The sequence below is a fragment of the Rhizobium indigoferae genome (assembly GCF_034554815.1).
Lineage (GTDB): Bacteria > Pseudomonadota > Alphaproteobacteria > Rhizobiales > Rhizobiaceae > Rhizobium > Rhizobium leguminosarum.
In genome coordinates this window covers 4,745,893-4,764,116 of the sequence record NZ_CP140635.1, presented here as the reverse complement: position 1 = coordinate 4,764,116, position 18,224 = coordinate 4,745,893, and the positions used below count along the sequence as shown (strand labels likewise).

The following is an 18,224-nucleotide window of genomic DNA, read 5'->3' as shown; positions in this document are numbered from 1 at the left end:
GGCATCGCGACAAGCGATCATCCTCTCTGTTTTTTTTTAGCAATCCGAACGCAAACCCGCTGCACACGTTTGCTGGAATTGCTTTAGCGGATCGCCGATAGCAGCTTGCGCACGCGATCGAGATGCACCGTCCGCTTTGCATCGGTGGCGCGGTCCATGTCGTGCAGGCTGAGCATCTTGAAATTCAGCCGCTTCGAGCAGAAGGCGGCGATGCCGCGCTTCAAGAGCCGGCGCACCGGATCGCCCATATAGAGACGCACCAGCCACCAGGGCGAGCCTGTCGTCGTCAGCGCATAGAGCAGCCTGATATTGGTAAGCTGCGGCACGATACGGCCGCCACCGGCGTCATGGCTGAAGGCGACCCCGGGGGCGAAGACACGATCGAAGAAACCCTTGAGAATGGCGGGGAAATTGAACCACCATTGCGGAAAGACGAGGATCAGGCCATCGGCCGCCTTCAGGCGGACAACGGTATCGGCAACGGCTGAGGTGTCATAGGGCACGTCGAAATAGCCGCGGCGTTCAGCTTCGGAAAGACGCGGATCGAAATCTTCGCGGTAGAGATCGAGCAGATCGACGACATGGCCGGAGGCTTCCAGTGCTTCGCGGGCCGTTCGCGCCACCGAGGCGGCGAAACTGTCCTCCAGTGGATGGGCAAGTACCAGTAGGATCCGCATTGTCAGAACAGGCTTCCCTGCTTCGGCGGTTCTGCGGGTTTTGCGCTGCGCTTCTTGGCACCGGCCGGCGGTGTGCCGCCTTCCGTGGTCATGGCGCCGACACGACCGTCGGCGAATTCGATGGCGATGCCCATGCCGGCGGAGAGTTGAGCAGCCTGCGAGACCGGCCTGTTATCCTCATCGCGAATGACGGCGTAACCGCGCTTCAGCACGTTCTTATAGGAGAGCGAGTGCAGCACGCGGTCTTGCGAAGAAAGCTCGGCGCGCGCACGGGTCAGCTGGTGGCGGATCGCCGTATCGGCATGGCGCGAAAGATTGCCAAGGCGTTCGCGGCCGCGGTCGGTCTGGGTCTTCATCCGGGCAGGCAGCGAGGCGAGGATTGCTTCGGCGCGGTCAACGCGTGATTTCGAGCGGTCGATCAGCCGCTCGACCATGCGCTCGGCCCTGGCCATGCGCTCGTTCAGCGTCTGGCGGCGCTCGGCGATGCGGCCGGCGAGCAGATCCGGGCGAAGATGCGAGCCGACGCGCTCGAAGCCGCGGCGCTTGTTGAGGGTGTTGAGCTCCAGCCCGCGGCCGAGGCCGGTCGCCGCCTCGTCGAAGCGGCGGCGGGGCAGCGCCAACAACTGATCGAGCGACGGCAATGCCCGCATCAGCGCGCGCACCGACTGGCGGCGCTGATCCATTTGCCGGTTCATGCAGCCCTGCAGGCGGGCGGCAAGAGCGGCGGCCTGCGCCTCGAGCTCCGCCTTGACGGGCACCGCCATTTCGGCAGCCCCTGTCGGCGTGGGAGCACGGACATCGGCGGCATAGTCGATCAGCGTCCAGTCGGTCTCATGGCCGACGGCCGAGATCAGCGGTATTTCGCTTTCGGCCGCAGCGCGCACAACGATTTCGTCGTTGAAGCTCCAGAGATCTTCCAGACTGCCGCCACCGCGCGCGACGATCAGCACCTCCGGGCGCGGAATGGCGCCGGCCGGCTCCAGCGCGTTGAAGCCGCGGATGGCGTTCGCCACCTCCTCGCCGGACCCCTCGCCCTGAACCTTCACCGGCCAGACAAGGACGTGCACGGGAAAACGATCGGAGATGCGGTGAAGAATATCGCGGATCACCGCGCCGGTCGGCGAGGTGACGACGCCAATTACGCTGGGCATGAAGGGCAGCCGCTTCTTGCGGGCGGCATCGAACAGGCCCTCAGCGCCGAGCTTGCGCTTGCGCTCCTCGATCAGCGCCATCAGCGCGCCGGCGCCGGCCGGTTCCAGCGTCTCGATGACGATCTGATATTTCGAGGAGCCCGGAAAGGTGGTGACCTTGCCGGTGGCGATGACTTCCATGCCTTCTTCCGGGCGGAACTTCAGCCGCGAGAAGGTGCCCTTCCAGATGACGGCGTCGATGCGGGCGCGGTCGTCCTTCAGCGCGAAATAGGCATGGCCCGAGGAGTGCGGCCCACGATAGCCTGAGATCTCGCCGCGCACGCGAACCTGGTCAAAGGCGGTTTCGACGGTGCGCTTGATCGAGCCGGAAAGCTCCGAAACCGAATATTCGGCAAGGTTGGTCGGCGAATCGCTGTCGAAGACGTTGCTCATCCCTCCTTTCTATGTCGATCAGCGGTAAACGGGAAGGTCGGCATTGGGGGCGGGGCTTGGTTTTCCCGGCCGTTGAAATCGTTGGCGGGAGGGTTCGTCGCCGTTGCGTCGAGCGCGCTCGTCTCAACGCATCCTGCACATGCACTCGTTGCAGCCAGGTGGACAAACAACAAAATCGAGTAAATCTGTTTTGTTGCGGAACGTATAGTTAGACAATGCGTTTCACATGAAAGGGATTGCTAACCACCGCAATACAAAGGCTTTTCGGCAAAGCCTGCCGGTAAATCTTTGTTAGTTGGCGCTTCCTATGCTTCCCCTCGTTATCTCTGGGAAGGTGCTGAAATGATTATTCTCACAGCCAGCAGCATTGGGCATCAGCGCCGGGCAAATGCGCTCGGCTGGCGTGATCGCGTTGGTCGCCGCGTTGATCGGAATGACATTCGCGCTGGCGGCGATAACCTCGCCCGGCCCGGTGTCCATTCTGGCATTCGTCTATGCCGTGCTCGGCTATAATGGCGGCCTCATGCTCTTCGTGCTCGGGCTCTTTGCCAATCAGCGCCTCCGTCGCGCCACGCGTGTCTCACACTGAAAGCGCGTCGCGATCTTTCAGATCGCTCCTCGCGCTTTAGGTCCTTATCTCAAACGCATGTCGTTATCGCAAAGCCGCCGCACAGTTTTGCGCGACATGCTTTAGTCCATCCTTGAAACTTGCCGGCGTCAATTCATCGCCGGCCGATAGCGAAAGAATTGCACGCCCACGTCGGCCGCCTTCGGAAGCGGTTCCAGATAGGGCGGGATATTCCCCTTGCCGAGTTGCGCATAGAGCCCATCCGGCTTCAGCTTGGCGATCTCGCGCGTCTGCAGGTCGCCGGGGCAGAAGGCAAGCGCCGTCACGCCAGTCCCCTTGAGGAAGGCTTCCGCCTCCTGAGGCTCCGCCAGGCCGATATGCAGTTCCGTCAGCATGCCGCCCTGATTGCGATGATAGGGCGCGGAGAGAACCCGGTTCTTGGTGAAGCGGAGGATCGGCACCCCCATTTCCGACGGCGCGGAGATCAGTCCGGCCGGTAGCCCGGCGAGCGGCGCCAGCGCCGCTTGCGATGTGCAGGAAATTTCCTTTGGCGGCTTCGCTGCGTTCTTCTGGGCAGCATTCTCCATCTGCAGCGAGATAAACCCGCCACCGACGGCCCAGGCGGCCGGAGCACTGGCGAGCACGGTCACGATATAGATGAAGGCGGCGGCGACATTCTCGCTGTCGCCGTTGGAGATGCGCTTGATATCAATGATCAGCAGGGCAAGCGGCAGGATCGAGATCAGGTTTGAGAACGTGGAACCGCGCACCTGGACCAATGCGATTGCCCAGCTCGTCATCAGCAGGAAGAGCAGGATCAGGTGGATCTGCACGCGGTCACGCTGAGCGACGCGGAAGATGCAGACGGCGATACCGAACAGGCCGGCCGCATAGAAGCCACCGATCGAGAAGGGATCGGTGCGCCCGAGAACGAAAAACGACTGCGCTTCCGAAACATTCCTCAGCCAGAGCTCGACCAGCATCGGATCGAGACTGGCCAGCGGATCGCTCAGGCATTGCGGTGCGATCACGATCGCCGAACCGAAAACACCGGCGCCGACGACGGCGAGCGCGGCAAAGCGCAGGGGCCGGCGCAGGCGGCTGGCAAAAACCGCCGAAAACAACAGTAACCCGCCGCCGATCGCCGCCAGGCTGTAATAGCCGAGCGAAAAATTGTCGCAGGTGACCATCGAATAAAGCCGGGGCGGCACTGTTGCGAAGAAGAGGATGCTGATCGCAATCGCCAGCGCCAGCCCGAAGGCCCTCGCGGCGGCAGCGAAATCTTCGCCCTCCCATGCCCAGAGCAGGGCAATGGTCAAGCAGACCGCGGCGACGAAAGGTGTCGTCTCGGCGCCGATGGCGATGGCAACCGCTGCCGCGATGCCGGCGACCGCATAACTCCAGGCGCGACGCTCGGGATCCAGCAGCATCGCGATCATCGTCGCGACCAAAGTCAGCTGCGCATTGTGATGATCGATGGCGCCCGGCGCGAAACGGTTTCCGGTGTAGATCGCAAGACCGGTCAAGCCGAGACTGATGTGCATGGCGGCAACGCCGCCGATGCGCCGACCGGCAACCGCCATGGCGAGCATGGCGGGCAGGATGAGCGATACCGGCCAGACGCCGAGCGCCAGCGCCTCGGCCGTCTCATGGGGTACAAACAGGCCGAAGAACCAGATCAGCGAGGCGATCGGCAGGTCGATCAGCCGCGACCAGTGCATCAGCGTGCCGCCGTCGAGGCCGAGGCGGTATTGCATCAGATCGAACCAGCCCTGCCCGGCCAGAAAATCTCGAACTTCGACGAGACGCATTCCGTCGTCATTGTCGGGGCCGACGTAATCGGTGGCACCGGAAAGCTTGGTGATGAGGATGGCGGCGGCAAGGATGACGCTATAGGCGATGACGGTTGGCCAGAGACGCGTCAGCAGGCCGCGTACCCCGCCCCTGCGGGCGCCGGTTACGGAGGATGCATGGGCGATCGACTGCACAGCGTTCATTGTGGTTAGCGGTTCGTTTCCAGATGGCGAAGCTTAGCCGCCGCCGATCAAGAAAGTGTAAAGCCGTTTGTGGCAGCTGCCGATTTTGCCTGCGTCATAGGGTCTTATTAACGGCGCGTGATTTAGGCTGGGCGCGGCTTTAAGTGTAACGAGTAGAGTCATGGCCCGATCGCGTACCGACAATCTGAATATTGCCGTCCTGCTTCCATGCTATAATGAAGCGGCGACGATCGGCCCTGTCGTCCAGGGCTTCCGGGCGACGCTGCCCGATGCTGCGATCCATGTCTACGACAACAATTCCACCGACGGCACCGCTCTGCAGGCAATGCTTGCCGGCGCGCATGTGGTGCGCGAGCGGCGCCAGGGCAAGGGCCATGTCGTGCGCCGCATGTTCGCCGACATCGACGCCGACATCTACATCATCGCCGACGGTGACGGCACCTATGCCCCGGAGGATGCCGAAGAGCTGGTGCGCACGCTGCTGACGGAGCGCGCCGACATGGTGGTCGGCACTCGCCGCGGCGTGCATGACGATGCCGGCCGTCAGGGCCATGCGATTGGAAACCGGCTTTTCAACCTGCTCTACCGGATGATCTTCGGCCCTGACTTCACCGATATCTTCTCCGGCTACCGCGCGTTTTCGCGCCGCTTCGTCAAGAGTTTCCCGGCTGTATCAGGCGGCTTCGAGATCGAAACCGAGATGTCCGTGCATGCCTCCCGGCTGAAGCTGCCGGTCAGCGAGCTGGAGCTCGACTACGGCCGCCGGCCGGAAGGCTCGCATTCCAAGCTTTCGACATTCCGCGACGGCGCCAAGATCCTCTGGATGTTCGCGATGCTGATGAAGGAAACCCGGCCCTTCGCCTTTTTCAGCGCAATCAGCGCCACCTTCATGCTGGCGAGCCTCGGCTTCATGGCGCCGGTGCTGGCGGAATATTTCGAGACGGGTCTCGTCAGCCGCATGCCGACCTGGGTGCTGTCGACGGCGCTGATGATGATATCCTTCATGCTGTTTACCGCCGGCGTCATCCTGGATTCCGTTGCGCGTGCCCGCGCCGAACAGCTTCGTATCCATTATATGGGCCTGGAGAGGCTGAGCGCGCTGAAGGCGCCGCTCAGCGACGCAGGGCCGGTATCGCGCGCCCGTCCCGGCAAGGCGGACGCGGCATGAAAAAGCTCATCCGCTTCACTATTGCCGGCGGCATCGGCTTCCTCGTCGATGCCGGCATCCTATCGGCGCTGCTCCATCTGACGCCGCTCGGGCCGTTTCTGGCGCGGCTCGCCGCGATCGCCTTCGCCATGGCGGCGACCTGGGCTTTCAACCGGCGCTTCACCTTCGATCGCACCGGCCGCTCGCTTGCCGCCGAAGGTTTCCGCTACGGCTCGGTCGGGGTGACGGCAGCGCTGGTCAATTACGGACTCTATTGCGCCCTTCTGCTGTCGCTGCCGGCACTTCAGCCGCTTGCGGCCATGGTGGTCGCCAACCTCGCCTCGATGGTCTTCAGCTTTTTCGGCTATTCGCGCTTCGTCTTCCGCGCCGAGTGATTAGAGCGCCGCGCGTCCAAAAGGACGCGCTAACACTTTAAATTGGCGCATAATCCTTTCCGAAAATCGATCCCGATTTTCGGGGTTATGCGCTAGACTGCCTCCCAGCCGTCCTTCTCGCTGGCGCGATAGATCGCGTCGATCACCTTCTGGTTCAGCTTCGAATTTTCGAGCGTGACGATCTCTTCCTTGCCGTTCGTCACCGCCCGGGCGAAGGCCTCGACCTGCCGCTTGTACTGGCGGCTGTCCTGGAAGCGGAAGATGCGCGATTCCCTGTGGCTGCGGTCGGCAAGCTCGATCTCTTCCGGGCCCCAGCGATTGGCGTTGAACGGCGACTTGACCTCGATGTAACCTTCGGTGCCGTGAAAGACCATGACCTGACGGTTGGCCATCTGCGTCGAGATATAGAAGCTCAGCTCGAAATCGCCGAAATCGGCCTTGACGCTCGAATAGATATCCGTGCCGAAATCCGCATCGCGCTCGGTGATCGCCTGGATCCAGAGCGGCTCCTTGCCAGTGGAAAAGCGCGTGCTCATGACGGGATAGACGCCGATATCGGGAAGGCCGCCACCGCCGAGCTCGGGAACGTTGCGCATATTGGCGGGGTCGCGGTTAAAATAGGTGAAGGCGCCCTGCACATGCCGGAGCGACCCGATCGCGCCCTCATCGATCAACGAGCGCACCTTCTGCCAGACCGGCGAATAGTTGATCATATAGGCTTCGGTGACCACCACCCGGTTGCGGTCGCGAGCGGCGATCACGTCGTCGATATCGCCTGATTTCAGCGCCAGCGGCTTTTCGCAAAGCACGTGCTTGCCGGCATCGGCTGATTTGATCGACCATTCGATATGCTGCGAGGTCGGCAGCGGGATGTAGACGGCGTCGATGACGTCGGAGGCCAGCATCTCCTCGTAGGAGCCGAAGGCATGCGGCACCGAGAAGCGATCGGCCATCTCCCTTGCGCGCGTCAGATCACGGCTGGCAATCGCCGTGACGACGCAATTTTCCGCATCCTGGATCGCCGGAACGACATTGTCGCGGCCGATCTTCGCCGTTGAAATGATACCGAAGCGCAGCATGATCCAAGCCTCCCAAACAGATTTCCGCGAACCATATTCAGGCCTTGGCTGCGGCGCAATGGCGCGACCTGAAATCGGAGGTTTGCCTTCCCGGATGCCCGGAATGCGCTAGGTTCTGTCAGGGCGGCGTTCTGCCGTATTCGCGATTTCAATTCCTTCACACTTCTGGAGAGCGTTATGGAAATGCGCCGGCTTGGAAAAACAGGTCTTTCGGTCGCGCCGATCGTCATCGGCGGCAATGTCTTCGGCTGGACGGCCGACGAGAAAACATCCTTCGCCATTCTCGACGCCTTCTTCGATGCGGGCCTGAACACGATCGATACGGCCGATGTCTATTCCGCCTGGGTTCCGGGCAACAAGGGTGGCGATTCCGAGGAGATCATCGGGCGCTGGCTAAGCCAAGCCAGGGTTTCCCGCGACAAGGCTGTCATCGTCACCAAGGTCGGTTCCGACATGGGACAGGGAAAGACGCTGAAGGAGACCTATATCCTCAAGGCGGTCGAGGATTCGCTGCGCCGGCTGCAGACCGACTATATCGACCTCTATCTCTCGCACTGGCCAGATGCCGATACGCCGCACGTGGAAACGCTCGGCGCCTTTGCCAAGCTGAAGCAGCAGGGCAAGATCCGTGCCATCGGCTGCTCGAACTATGACGCGAAACTGCTTCAGGCCTCGTTCGACGCTGCCGAGAAGGCCGGCCTGCCGCGTTACGATGTGCTGCAGCCGGAATATAATCTCTATGAGCGCGCCAGCTTCGAGGGGCCGCTTGCCGATCTCTGCGTCAAGGAAGACATCGGCGTCATCACCTATTTCAGCCTCGCCGCCGGCTTCCTCACCGGCAAATACCGCAACAAGGCCGATACGGAAGGCCGCGCGCGCGAGGGCCGGGTTTCGAAATATTTCGATGACAAAGGCCTGCGCATCCTGGCCGCGCTCGACAAGCTTTCGGCCGAAACCGGCGCCAAGCCCGCGGAAATTTCGCTCGCCTGGCTGCTGCGCAAGAAGGGCGTGACGGCGCCGATCGCCAGCGCGACCAGCCTTTCGCAGCTTGAAAGCCTGGCGAAATCGGCGACACTTGCGCTTTCCGATGACGCGATGGCGCTGCTCGACCAAGCCGGCGCCTGAAAGAAAGAGACGCCATGACCGTGACGATACGCGAGGCCCGCCCCGAGGACGAAGCCCGCTGGCGCGAACTTTGGGCGGCCTACCTTGCCTTTTACGAAGTCGCGGTCGATGCCGATATCACCGATCAGACATGGCGCCGGGTCTTCGATCCGGCGTCGGCAATCGCGATGCGTGTCGCCGAGGTCGACGGCAGGATGATGGGCTTTGCGCTCTATCTCACGCATGAGGGCACGTGGATCCGCGGCAAGGACTGCTATCTCGAAGACCTGTTCGTCGATGCCGAAGCGCGCGGCAAAGGCGTCGGGCGGGCACTGATGGACGATCTCGTTTCAACCTGCAAAGCCAAGGGCTGGTCGCGGCTCTATTGGCATACGAGCGAGCAGAACAGAACGGCGCGGGCGCTCTACGACAGCTATGTCGAAAGCGACGGCCATATCCGCTATCGCATCAGCTTCTGACCACCGCATCAGTTTCTGAGCGGGGGAAAGCCTTCGTAAAAGGCGGCATGATCGCCTTCCCAATTGGCCATGCCGGGTTTGGTCAGGATGCCGCGCGGACTGATATAGCCCTGGATCACCCGTTTCGGCCGTTCGTGCCATTGGATATTGAAGGCCCAGAGCTTCGGGAAGAAACAGAGCGAGGCATAAGGCAGGTGGTCGTGAATCCACCAGGCGAGCCGCTGCCAGTCACTTTCCTCGTGGTAGTGGTCGATCATCCATGGCACGGCAATGCAGACGGCTGCGCCCATGCAGCCGTCAAAGTCCCTCATATCCCAGATGTGATGCGCTGATGTGGCGGCATTGGTCGAGCAGTTCAGCTTGTTCTCATTGCCGAACCTGTTGACCGCGGGCGAGCGATAGCCGGAACGGATATGCAGGCGCCCGAACGTTGCCTCTAGCGGCTCCAGCAATTCCCCGCAGAGCCTCTTGCCCGCCTCGATCGCCAGATCGGGATCCTCGGGGATATTGGGGATGCGGTAAAAATCGGCGATTTCGGAATGCAGGAAATCGCGGAGGAAGAAGTTTTGCGACAGCCGCACGCGGCCAAGTTCCTCCAGACCCTTCATGGAATTCGGCTTTCGCATGACTTTACCTCCCACATCGACGGCAGGAATCATCGCCCGGCACCGATTTCCAGTCCACCCGAAATCGATCGGGAACAATTAGCGTGGTCTTCTCTTCTTAATGTGTCGCCGCATTCGCGGTTTTCCCCAGAACAAGGATCGAGAAAATGGCCAAGGAAAAGACGTTGGAAGATCTCTTCTACGACACCCTCAAGGACATCTACTTTGCCGAACGGCAGATATTGCGCGCCCTGCCGAAGATGGCACGCGCCGCCCAATCCCCCGAACTGAAGAAGGGCTTCGAAAAGCACCGTGAGGAAACCGAAGGGCAGGTCGAGCGCCTGCAGCAGGTTTTCGAGCTGATCGGCAAACGCGCCCAGGGCAAGACCTGCGAGGCAATCCAGGGCATCATCGCCGAGGGCGAGGAAATCATGGAGGAATTCAAGGGCACGTCAGCTCTCGATGCCGGCCTGATTTCTGCGGCTCAAGCCGTCGAGCATTATGAAATCGCCCGCTACGGCACGCTGAAGACCTGGGCCGCGACGCTCGGTCTGAAGGAGGTCGTCGGCCTGCTCGACCAGACGCTGCAGCAGGAAACGGCCACCGACAAGACCCTCTCCCAGCTCGCCACCACGGCGGCAAACCAGAAGGCAAAGGCTGCCTGATGCACATGGCGCCCTAATAAAAACGGGCGGCCCGGTCCCCATTCCTTACCGGCCGCCGCCGCCCGTATCCTGCGCGCTGTATCTGAAGAAATCGATGAAGGCGCGCAGCGCCGGGCGCATCTGCCGCCGGGTGGGATAATAGAGAAACGGCCCGGAATACGGCGCGCACCAATCCTCCAGCACCCGCACAAGCTTGCCGCTCGCCAGTTCGGCATTGACCCGCATGTCGAAGAGATAGGCAAGACCCGCACCGTTCAGCGCCGCGAGCAGGGCCAGCCGGTCCTCGCTGACGATCAGCGGCCCGTCGACTGAAACGACAAGTTCCTGCCCGTTCTTTTCGAATTCCCAGCGATAGATCGAGCCGTTGGTGAAGCGCCGCTTGATGCAGCGATGATGGACGAGATCGCGCGGATGCTCCGGCTTCGGATGATGCTCGAAATATTCGGGCGAAGCGGCGATTACCGTCGTCAGATTGGGCGAGACCCCGACCGCGATCATATCAGCCTCCAGGCTCTCCTCCAGCCGGATACCGGCATCGAAACCCTCCTTGACGATATCGGTGAAGCCATCCTCATTGGCGATCTCCAGGGTAATATCGGGATAGAGATTGAGAAAATCGCCGAGGCGCGGGGCGAGCAGGAGATCGGAGGCGAAGCGCGGCGCAGTGATGCGCAGGTTTCCGGCCGGCTTGCCGCGCGTATCGCGGACGGCCTCCAAGGCAATATCGATCTCCTCGAGTGCGGGACGAAGTCTTTCGAGAAGCAGGCGGCCCTCCTCCGTTGGCGCGACGCTGCGGGTAGTGCGCGCCAGCAGCCGCACCCCCAGACTTTCTTCGAGGCTGGAGATCGCATGGCTGACGGCCGACGGTGCGACGAGGAGTTCCTTCGCCGCGGCCCGGAAGCTGCGATGCTCCGAGACGGCGGCGAGAACGGCGAGTTGTGAGAGCTGTGTTCTGTTCATTGATCGAAATGATAGAACAACCTGTTAGAAACTGCATGTATTTTCTGATTGATGCCGCAGCGATATGGTCTGCCCGTACCGCAACAACCCCAGAACAGGATGATTTCAGGCCGGTCGGCCCAAAATCTGAATCCTGTTCTGAATTAAATAGTTAGAGCATGATGTCGTCCGAAAACCGCTCACACTTTTCGGCATCATGCTCTGGCGGTTCAAAACAGCTCAAAAAGGAGCGCATCATGAAAACCCGGAAACTCGGAAACGATCTGACCGTCTCTGCCGTCGGTCTTGGCTGCATGGGCATGAGCTTTGCCTATGGCGCCAGCGACGATGCGGAATCGATCAAGACACTGCATCGCGCCATCGATCTCGGCGTGACCTTCTTCGACACCGCCGAAGTCTATGGTCCCTTTACCAACGAGGTTCTTCTTGGCAGAGCGTTGAAGCCGTTCCGCGACCGCGTGGTGATCGCCACCAAATTCGGCTTCAAGATCGACGCCAGCAAGCCGGGTATTGCCGCCATAGCCGGCGTCGACAGCCGCCCCGAGCACGTGCGGGTGGTGGCCGAGGCCTCGCTGAAACGCCTCGGCATCGAAACCATCGACCTCTTCTACCAGCACCGGGTCGATCCCAACGTGCCGATCGAAGAGACGGTCGGCGTCATGGCAGAGCTGGTGAAGGAAGGGAAAGTCCGCGCGCTCGGACTTTCGGAAGCCGGCAGCGTCACCATTCGCCGCGCGCATGCGGTCCATCCGATCGCAGCCCTCCAGAGCGAATATTCGCTCTGGACGCGCGATCCCGAAGAGGAGGTGCTTGCGACATGCCGCGAACTCGGCATCGGCTTCGTGCCCTACAGCCCGCTGGGGCGCGGCTTCCTGACCGGGGCGATCCGCAAGGCGGAGGATCTCGACGCGGACGATTTCCGCCGGCAGGTGCCGCGTTTCCAGGCGGAAAATTTCGACGCCAATGCCGCTCTCGTGGCGACGCTCGAGCGGCTTGCCGACGAGAAAGGCGTGACGACAGCACAGCTGGCGCTGGCCTGGGTGTTGAACCAGGGCGACGACATCGTGCCGATCCCCGGCGCCCGCAAGCTTCATCATCTCGAACAGAACGCCGCGGCCGCCGATATCGTGCTGAGCCCGGCGGAACTTGCGAGGCTTGAAGAGGTCATCCCAGCCGGGCAGGTTGCCGGCAAGCGCTATTCGGACGCCTCGCTTGCCATGACGAACATCTGAACCTGAAAAGCCCGGTCGGCCACAACCGGCCGGGCTTGCCTTCGGGGCTGGCGAAACTATCTAACGCCATCTCGAAGAACGGGATGAAAATATGTCGGACAGGCAGGCAGTCGAACAGACGGTTCATCTCTATGTCGAAGGCATGGCCTTCGCCAATGAGGCAGCCTTGAAAAAGGCCTTTCACCCGAAAAGCTCGATCATCGGCCATTATGAGAATGCCGTCGAATGGCTGACGCGGGACGAATTCATCGCCGCGATCCTGGCGGAGGAGCCGGCGCCGCCCGGCACGCAGCCCTACATGGATATCCAGAGCGTCGACGTCGAGGGCGATGCGGCAAGCGTCAAGGTCACCGACGATTTCGCCGGCATGCGCTTTACCGATTATCTCTCGCTGCTGAAGATCGACGGCCGCTGGACGATCGTCGGCAAACTCTTCCATCTGCATCTGTGAAAAGACCGGCCGCTATTCGCGACCGGTCCATTATTTGACGACGCTGGGTGAAGCTCAGCTTCTGAGGACACCGCCGGTGAATTTCGTCACGCTGGCGACGATCTTCTGCGTCAGCGCCTCGAAATCTTCGTCCGTCAGCGTGCGTTCGACCGGCTGGATCTGCACCTCGATCGCCACCGACTTCTTGCCGTCGCCAACCGATGCGCCCTCGAAAATGTCGAAGACATTGACGCCGGTCACCAGCTTGCGGTCGGCGCCTGTTGCGGCCTTGACGATGGCGCCGGCTTCCACCGTCTTGTCGACGACGAAGGCGAAGTCACGCCGTACCACCTGGAAAGGCGACAGTTCGAGCGCCGGCTTGGTGCGCGTCGCCTTGCGCTTGGCGTCCGGCATGGCGTCGACATAGACCTCGAAGCCGCAGAGCGCGCCGGAGACATCAAGCGCTTCCAGCGTCAGCGGATGGAATTCGCCGAAATAGCCGAGCACGACCTTCGGCCCGATCTTGATCGTGCCGGAGCGGCCGGGATGATACCATTCCGGCCCGCCCTGCTCGATCTGGATATTGCCCATCGGCAGGCCGCAGGCTTCGATGACGGCGAGCGCGTCGGCCTTGGCGTCGAAGACATCGACCGGCTTGCCACCGCCCTTGGCGACGTTCGACCAGGCGCGACCGGCGCCGGCAAGCGAGGCCGTGCCGCGGCGAATGCCGCCGGCCACGCGGCGCTGACCGTCCGGCCGATCGTTCTCATAGGTGCCGGAGACCTCGAAGAGGGCGACGTCGGCGTAACCCTTGTCGGCATTGCGCTGGGCGGCTGACAGCAGGCCCGGCAGCAGCGAGGGGCGCATATCCGACATTTCGGCGGCGATCGGGTTGGCAAGCTTGAGGGCGGGCGAGCCGCCGCCGAACAGCTTTGCCTGGTCTTCCGGAATGAAGGACCAGGTGACGGCTTCGAGCATGCCGCGCGCGGCCAGCGCCCGCTTGGCAAGGCGGGTGCGGATCTGCAGCGTCGTCAGGATCTTGCCGTTGACGGCCGCGTGACTTTCGAGCGGCGCCGGCTTGATATTGTCGACGCCGTGGATGCGCATGACCTCTTCCACGAGATCGGCCTTGCCGTCGACATCGGGACGCCAGGAGGGAACGGCGACGGAGACCCGCTCGCCGGAACCGGAGACCGTGAAGCCAAGGCGCGTCAGAATCGTGTTGCTTTCCGCATTCGAGACGTCGAGGCCCGTCAGGCGCTTGACCTCGGAATAGGGGAAATCGACGATCTTCTGTTCATGACCCTGGTAACCAACGATCTCGGCCTTGGCGGGTTTACCGCCGCAAAGTTCCAGCACCAGTTCCGTCGTGCGTTCGAGACCGGGGACCATGTACTCCGGATCGACGCCGCGTTCGAAGCGGTAGCGGGCATCGGTGATGATGCCGAGGCTGCGGCCTGATTTGGCGATGTTCATCGGGTCCCAGAGGGCGGATTCGATCAACACGTCGACGGTGTTCTCGTCGCAGCCGGAATGTTCGCCGCCCATGATGCCACCGATCGATTCGATGCCATCCTCATCGGAGATGACGACGTTGTTCGGCGAGAGCTTGTATTCGCGCTGGTCGAGCGCCAGAACCGTCTCGCCTTCGGCGGCACGGCGGACGGTCAGGTTGCCCTTAATCTTGGCGGCATCGAAGACGTGGATCGGCCGCCCCTGATCGAAGGTCATGTAATTGGTGACGTCAACAAGCGCGTTGATGGGGCGCAGGCCGATGGCGATCAGCCGCTGCTGCATCCAGCGCGGGCTCGGGCCGTTCCTGACGCCGCGCACGAGGCGGAGCGCAAAACCCGGGCAAAGCTTCGGGTCGTCGAGATCGAGCGTCAGCTTCACCGACGTCTCGCCTTCGACAGCGAAGGACGGTGCGGGCCGCGTCTTCAGCGTACCGAGACCGGAAGCGGCGAGATCACGGGCGATGCCGTGGATGCTGGTGCAATCCGGCCGGTTGGGCGTCAGGTTGATCTCGATGAGGGGATCGTCGAGATGAGCATAGGCGGCATAACTCTGGCCGACCGGCGCATCTTCGGGCAGATCGATGATGCCGTCGTGACTGTCGGAAATCTCAAGCTCCTTTTCGGAGCACATCATGCCATGGCTTTCGACACCGCGGATATTGCCGACAGCGAGCGTCACGTCGATACCGGGAACATAGGTTCCGGGCGCTGCAAAGGCGCCGACGAGACCGGTGCGCGCATTCGGGGCGCCGCAGACGACCTGGACCGGCGCGCCGGAACCGGTATCGACCATCAGCACCTTCAGCCGATCGGCCTGGGGATGTTTTTCCGCCGAGACGACTCGCGCGATGACGAAGGGCTTGAATGCCGCCTTGTCGTCGACATCCTCGACCTCCAGTCCGATCTCGGTCAGGCGCGTGCAGATTTCATCGAGGCCGGCATCCGTTTCCAGATGCTCTTTCAGCCAGGAGAGCGTGAATTTCATCGTCCCAATTCTCCGTTCAAGCGCTGAGGCCGCCGAACAGCGTCGGCATGTCGAGCGGGCGGAAGCCGTAATGCGTCATCCAGCGGACGTCGGCGTTGAAGAAGTCGCGCAGATCGGGCATGCCGTATTTCAGCATGGCGATGCGGTCGAGGCCCATGCCCCAGGCAAAACCCTGATATTCGTCCGGATCGAGCCCGCCGTAACGCAGCACGTTCGGGTGGACCATGCCGCAGCCGAGGATTTCCATCCAGTCGGTACCCTCGCCGAACTTGACGATCGGGCCGGAGCGGTCGCACTGGATATCGACCTCGAAAGAGGGCTCGGTGAAGGGGAAGAAGGACGGGCGAAAACGCATCGTCACGCTGTCGACCTCGAAGAAGGTCTTGCAGAATTCTTCCAGCACCCAGCGGAGGTTGGCGACATTGGCCTTCTTGTCGACGACCAGGCCTTCGACCTGATGGAACATCGGCGAATGCGTGGCGTCGCTGTCCTGGCGGTAGGTCTTGCCGGGAATGATGATGCGGATCGGCGGTGTCTGCGCCTCCATGGTGCGCACCTGCACCGGCGAGGTATGGGTGCGCAGGACCTTGCGCTCGCCATTCTCATCCGGGTTGAAGAAGAAGGTGTCGTGCATCTCGCGGGCCGGATGGCCCTCGGGGAAATTCAGCGCGGTGAAATTGTAATAATCGGTCTCGATGTCGGGACCTTCGGCGATCGAGAAGCCCATGTCGGCGAAGATCGCGGTGATCTCGTCGACGATCTGGCTGATCGGATGGATGCGGCCGCGTTCGGCCGGCGAAGAGCGCACCGGCAGGCTGACGTCGACCATCTCGGCCTTCAGCCGCGCATCGATCGCCGCTTGCCGCAGCGTCGCCTTGCGGGCGCCAAGCGCCTCGGTCACTGCGTTCTTCAGAACGTTGATCGCAGCGCCCTTGCTCTGGCGCTCTTCCGGCGTCATGGCGCCGAGCGTCTTCAACAGTTCGGAGACGGAGCCCTTCTTGCCGAGGGCGGAAACGCGCACGGCTTCCAGGGCCGTTTCGTCATCGGCGGCGGCGATTTCGGCGAGCAGCGATGTGTTGAGCTGGTCGATATCTGACATTGTCACTTCTTTCCGTCCAGTATCAGGCGGGCGATCGGGAGGCAGGCGGCGCCGGCCGGCGCCAGGAATATAAAGTAAGAAAAACCCGCGCTAGCCCAAACCAGCGCGGGTTTCCCAAAATCATAAATTCAAAAGCTTGGGAAGCGCTGGTTACTTGACCGCGCCTTCAAACTCGTTCGCCGTGCCGGCTTCCTTGAGGTATTCAAGAGCCTTCTTGGCAGCGCTGACCAGCACGCCGAATGCTTCCGGCTCGTGGATCGCCATGTCGGAGAGAACCTTGCGGTCGACTTCGATGCCAGCCTTGTTCAGGCCGTCGATGAAGCGGCCGTAGGTCAGGCCGAATTCACGCACAGCGGCGTTGATGCGCTGGATCCAAAGCGCACGGAAGTTGCGCTTGTTGACCTTGCGGTCGCGGTAGGCGTACTGCTTCGAACGATCGACAGCAGCCTTGGCGGTACGGATCGTGTTCTTGCGGCGGCCGTAAAAGCCCTTTGCTGCCTTCAGAACCTTCTTGTGCTTGGCATGAGAGGTGACGCCTCTTTTTACACGTGCCATATCATGATCTCCTTAAATCTAGCGTTCGCGGACGAGTCTCAGAGACCGTTCGGCAGGTAATTCTTGATAACCTTGCGGCCATCCGGTTCTGCGAGAACCATGGTGCCACGTGCATCGCGAATGAACTTGTTGGTACGCTTGATCATGCCATGGCGCTTGCCAGCAGCGGCAGCCTTGACCTTGCCGGTTGCGGTGATTTTGAACCGCTTCTTGGCAGAGGACTTCGTCTTCATCTTGGGCATTTTGCTACTCCTTCTGTCCTCCCTGCGCGCTTTATCAAAAAAGCCCTCCTGCGAAGTCCGGTTCTCCGGCCGTCGCAACAAGGTGCGGGAGCGTTTGTTGTTGATCTGCGGCATCGGCGACGAACCGTTCCGCAAGCATTCGAAACTGCCACGGCATGCCCTGCCGGTCAGTTCGGACGCGCGCTTATAACCGCAGCGTCATGAAAGTGCAACGGGGCGGCGGAGGAATCTTCGCTCACCCGAAAACACAATGGCGCAAAGCAGAATGGCAGAAAGCACAAAAGCCGCCCTTGCGGACGGCCTTGGGCGAAAAACTGCCTTGCGCTTACTTCGGCGCCAGCACCATCATCATCTGGCGGCCTTCGAGCTTCGGTTCGGCTTCGACCTTGGCGAACTCGATCGTATCAGCCTTGACCTGCTGCAGAAGCTTCATGCCGAGTTCCTGGTGGGCCATTTCACGGCCGCGGAACTTCAGCGTCACCTTGACCTTGTCGCCTTCGTCGAAGAAGCGACCCATCGCCTTCATCTTAACCTCATAATCATGGGTGTCGATGTTCGGGCGCATCTTGATTTCTTTGACTTCGACGATCTTCTGCTTCTTGCGCGCCTCGGCAGCCTTCTTCTGGTTAGCATATTTCAGCTTGCCTAGATCGAGGATCTTGCACACCGGCGGTTCGACATTGGGGGAAATTTCGACGAGATCGAGGCCGGCTTCTTCCGCCATTCTCAAGGCCTGGTCGGTAGGCACGACGCCCATATTCTCACCGTCAGCCCCGATCAGCTGAACTTTGGGAATGCGGATTTCACGGTTCGAGCGCGGTCCGTCCTTCACGGGCGCGTCGGTTTTAAAAGGTCTGCGAATGGTCGTATTCTCCTCGCGTTGTTTCGGAACGTTGCAGCATCGCGCT

The 18,224-nt window shown here is 61.6% G+C and carries 18 protein-coding genes and 1 pseudogene; 8 read left to right on the top strand and 11 right to left on the bottom strand.

Going from position 1 to position 18,224, the window contains the following annotated elements:
• Positions 1-83: 83 nt before the first annotated feature.
• Both U5G49_RS23340 and xseA read right to left on the bottom strand, forming a co-directional pair.
• On the bottom strand, positions 84-677 hold the full coding sequence (locus U5G49_RS23340) for an NAD(P)H-dependent oxidoreductase (RefSeq protein ID WP_131631016.1): 594 nt from the start codon (positions 675-677) through the stop codon (positions 84-86).
• 2 nt (positions 678-679) lie between these two features.
• Complete coding sequence (xseA, locus tag U5G49_RS23335; protein WP_193446436.1) at positions 680-2,260, bottom strand: exodeoxyribonuclease VII large subunit; 1,581 nt, start codon at positions 2,258-2,260, stop codon at positions 680-682.
• A gap of 342 nt (positions 2,261-2,602) precedes the next feature.
• Here xseA and U5G49_RS23330 point away from each other — a divergent pair.
• A pseudogene (locus tag U5G49_RS23330) lies at positions 2,603-2,849 on the top strand (hypothetical protein).
• Positions 2,850-2,977: 128 nt separating this feature from the next.
• On the opposite strand, the gene U5G49_RS23325 reads toward U5G49_RS23330, so the two are convergent.
• Positions 2,978-4,825 (bottom strand): hypothetical protein, encoded by a 1,848-nt coding sequence (locus tag U5G49_RS23325; protein ID WP_193446437.1) that lies wholly within the window; start codon positions 4,823-4,825, stop codon positions 2,978-2,980.
• A 160-nt stretch (positions 4,826-4,985) separates the two neighbouring features.
• On the opposite strand from U5G49_RS23325, the gene U5G49_RS23320 reads away from it, so the two are divergent.
• Positions 4,986-5,993, top strand: a complete 1,008-nt coding sequence (locus U5G49_RS23320) for a glycosyltransferase (protein ID WP_065276963.1) — start codon at positions 4,986-4,988, stop codon at positions 5,991-5,993.
• Complete coding sequence (locus tag U5G49_RS23315; protein WP_131605440.1) at positions 5,990-6,367, top strand: GtrA family protein; 378 nt, start codon at positions 5,990-5,992, stop codon at positions 6,365-6,367. The genes U5G49_RS23320 and U5G49_RS23315 overlap by 4 nt, the downstream gene beginning before the upstream one ends.
• A gap of 92 nt (positions 6,368-6,459) precedes the next feature.
• On the opposite strand, the gene U5G49_RS23310 is transcribed toward U5G49_RS23315, so the two are convergent.
• Complete coding sequence (locus U5G49_RS23310; RefSeq protein WP_018244392.1) at positions 6,460-7,446, bottom strand: Gfo/Idh/MocA family protein; 987 nt, start codon at positions 7,444-7,446, stop codon at positions 6,460-6,462.
• Positions 7,447-7,623: 177 nt separating this feature from the next.
• On the opposite strand from U5G49_RS23310, the gene U5G49_RS23305 reads away from it, so the two are divergent.
• Positions 7,624-8,571 (top strand): aldo/keto reductase, encoded by a 948-nt coding sequence (locus U5G49_RS23305; RefSeq protein WP_131631012.1) that lies wholly within the window; start codon positions 7,624-7,626, stop codon positions 8,569-8,571.
• A gap of 14 nt (positions 8,572-8,585) precedes the next feature.
• On the top strand, positions 8,586-9,029 hold the full coding sequence (locus tag U5G49_RS23300) for a GNAT family N-acetyltransferase (RefSeq protein ID WP_193446438.1): 444 nt from the start codon (positions 8,586-8,588) through the stop codon (positions 9,027-9,029).
• 8 nt (positions 9,030-9,037) lie between these two features.
• Here U5G49_RS23300 and U5G49_RS23295 read toward each other — a convergent pair whose 3' ends face one another.
• Positions 9,038-9,688 carry a hypothetical protein gene (locus U5G49_RS23295; RefSeq protein WP_183619882.1) on the bottom strand — a complete coding sequence of 217 codons (651 nt, stop codon included), beginning with the start codon at positions 9,686-9,688 and terminating at the stop codon, positions 9,038-9,040.
• 113 nt (positions 9,689-9,801) lie between these two features.
• Here U5G49_RS23295 and U5G49_RS23290 point away from each other — a divergent pair, with 113 nt between their 5' ends.
• A complete protein-coding gene (locus tag U5G49_RS23290; protein ID WP_028731767.1) occupies positions 9,802-10,299 on the top strand; it encodes a YciE/YciF ferroxidase family protein in 498 nt (165 codons plus the stop codon).
• 45 nt (positions 10,300-10,344) lie between these two features.
• Here the strand turns inward: U5G49_RS23290 and U5G49_RS23285 are convergent, their stop codons facing one another.
• A complete protein-coding gene (locus U5G49_RS23285) occupies positions 10,345-11,259 on the bottom strand; it encodes a LysR family transcriptional regulator (RefSeq protein WP_193446439.1) in 915 nt (304 codons plus the stop codon).
• A gap of 236 nt (positions 11,260-11,495) precedes the next feature.
• Between U5G49_RS23285 and U5G49_RS23280 the strand changes: the two genes are divergently transcribed.
• Complete coding sequence (locus U5G49_RS23280; protein ID WP_131631008.1) at positions 11,496-12,491, top strand: aldo/keto reductase; 996 nt, start codon at positions 11,496-11,498, stop codon at positions 12,489-12,491.
• A gap of 91 nt (positions 12,492-12,582) precedes the next feature.
• Entirely contained in the window at positions 12,583-12,942 is a 360-nt protein-coding gene (locus U5G49_RS23275) for a nuclear transport factor 2 family protein (RefSeq protein ID WP_018244386.1), read from the top strand.
• A 54-nt stretch (positions 12,943-12,996) separates the two neighbouring features.
• On the opposite strand, the gene pheT is transcribed toward U5G49_RS23275, so the two are convergent.
• The 5 genes from pheT to infC all read right to left on the bottom strand — a co-directional run bounded on the left by pheT (position 12,997) and on the right by infC (position 18,178).
• Positions 12,997-15,420, bottom strand: a complete 2,424-nt coding sequence (gene pheT / locus U5G49_RS23270) for a phenylalanine--tRNA ligase subunit beta (protein WP_131631007.1) — start codon at positions 15,418-15,420, stop codon at positions 12,997-12,999.
• 16 nt (positions 15,421-15,436) lie between these two features.
• Positions 15,437-16,519, bottom strand: a complete 1,083-nt coding sequence (gene pheS, locus U5G49_RS23265) for a phenylalanine--tRNA ligase subunit alpha (RefSeq protein ID WP_193446440.1) — start codon at positions 16,517-16,519, stop codon at positions 15,437-15,439.
• Positions 16,520-16,669: 150 nt separating this feature from the next.
• Complete coding sequence (gene rplT / locus U5G49_RS23260) at positions 16,670-17,074, bottom strand: 50S ribosomal protein L20 (protein WP_131631006.1); 405 nt, start codon at positions 17,072-17,074, stop codon at positions 16,670-16,672.
• Between the two features lie 38 nt (positions 17,075-17,112).
• Positions 17,113-17,316 (bottom strand): 50S ribosomal protein L35, encoded by a 204-nt coding sequence (rpmI, locus tag U5G49_RS23255; protein WP_003570998.1) that lies wholly within the window; start codon positions 17,314-17,316, stop codon positions 17,113-17,115.
• Between the two features lie 325 nt (positions 17,317-17,641).
• The gene (infC, locus tag U5G49_RS23250) at positions 17,642-18,178 is read right to left on the bottom strand and encodes a translation initiation factor IF-3 (RefSeq protein WP_075225634.1); all 537 of its coding nucleotides are present in this window, start codon (positions 18,176-18,178) and stop codon (positions 17,642-17,644) included.
• Between the last annotated feature and the right edge of the window lie 46 nt (positions 18,179-18,224).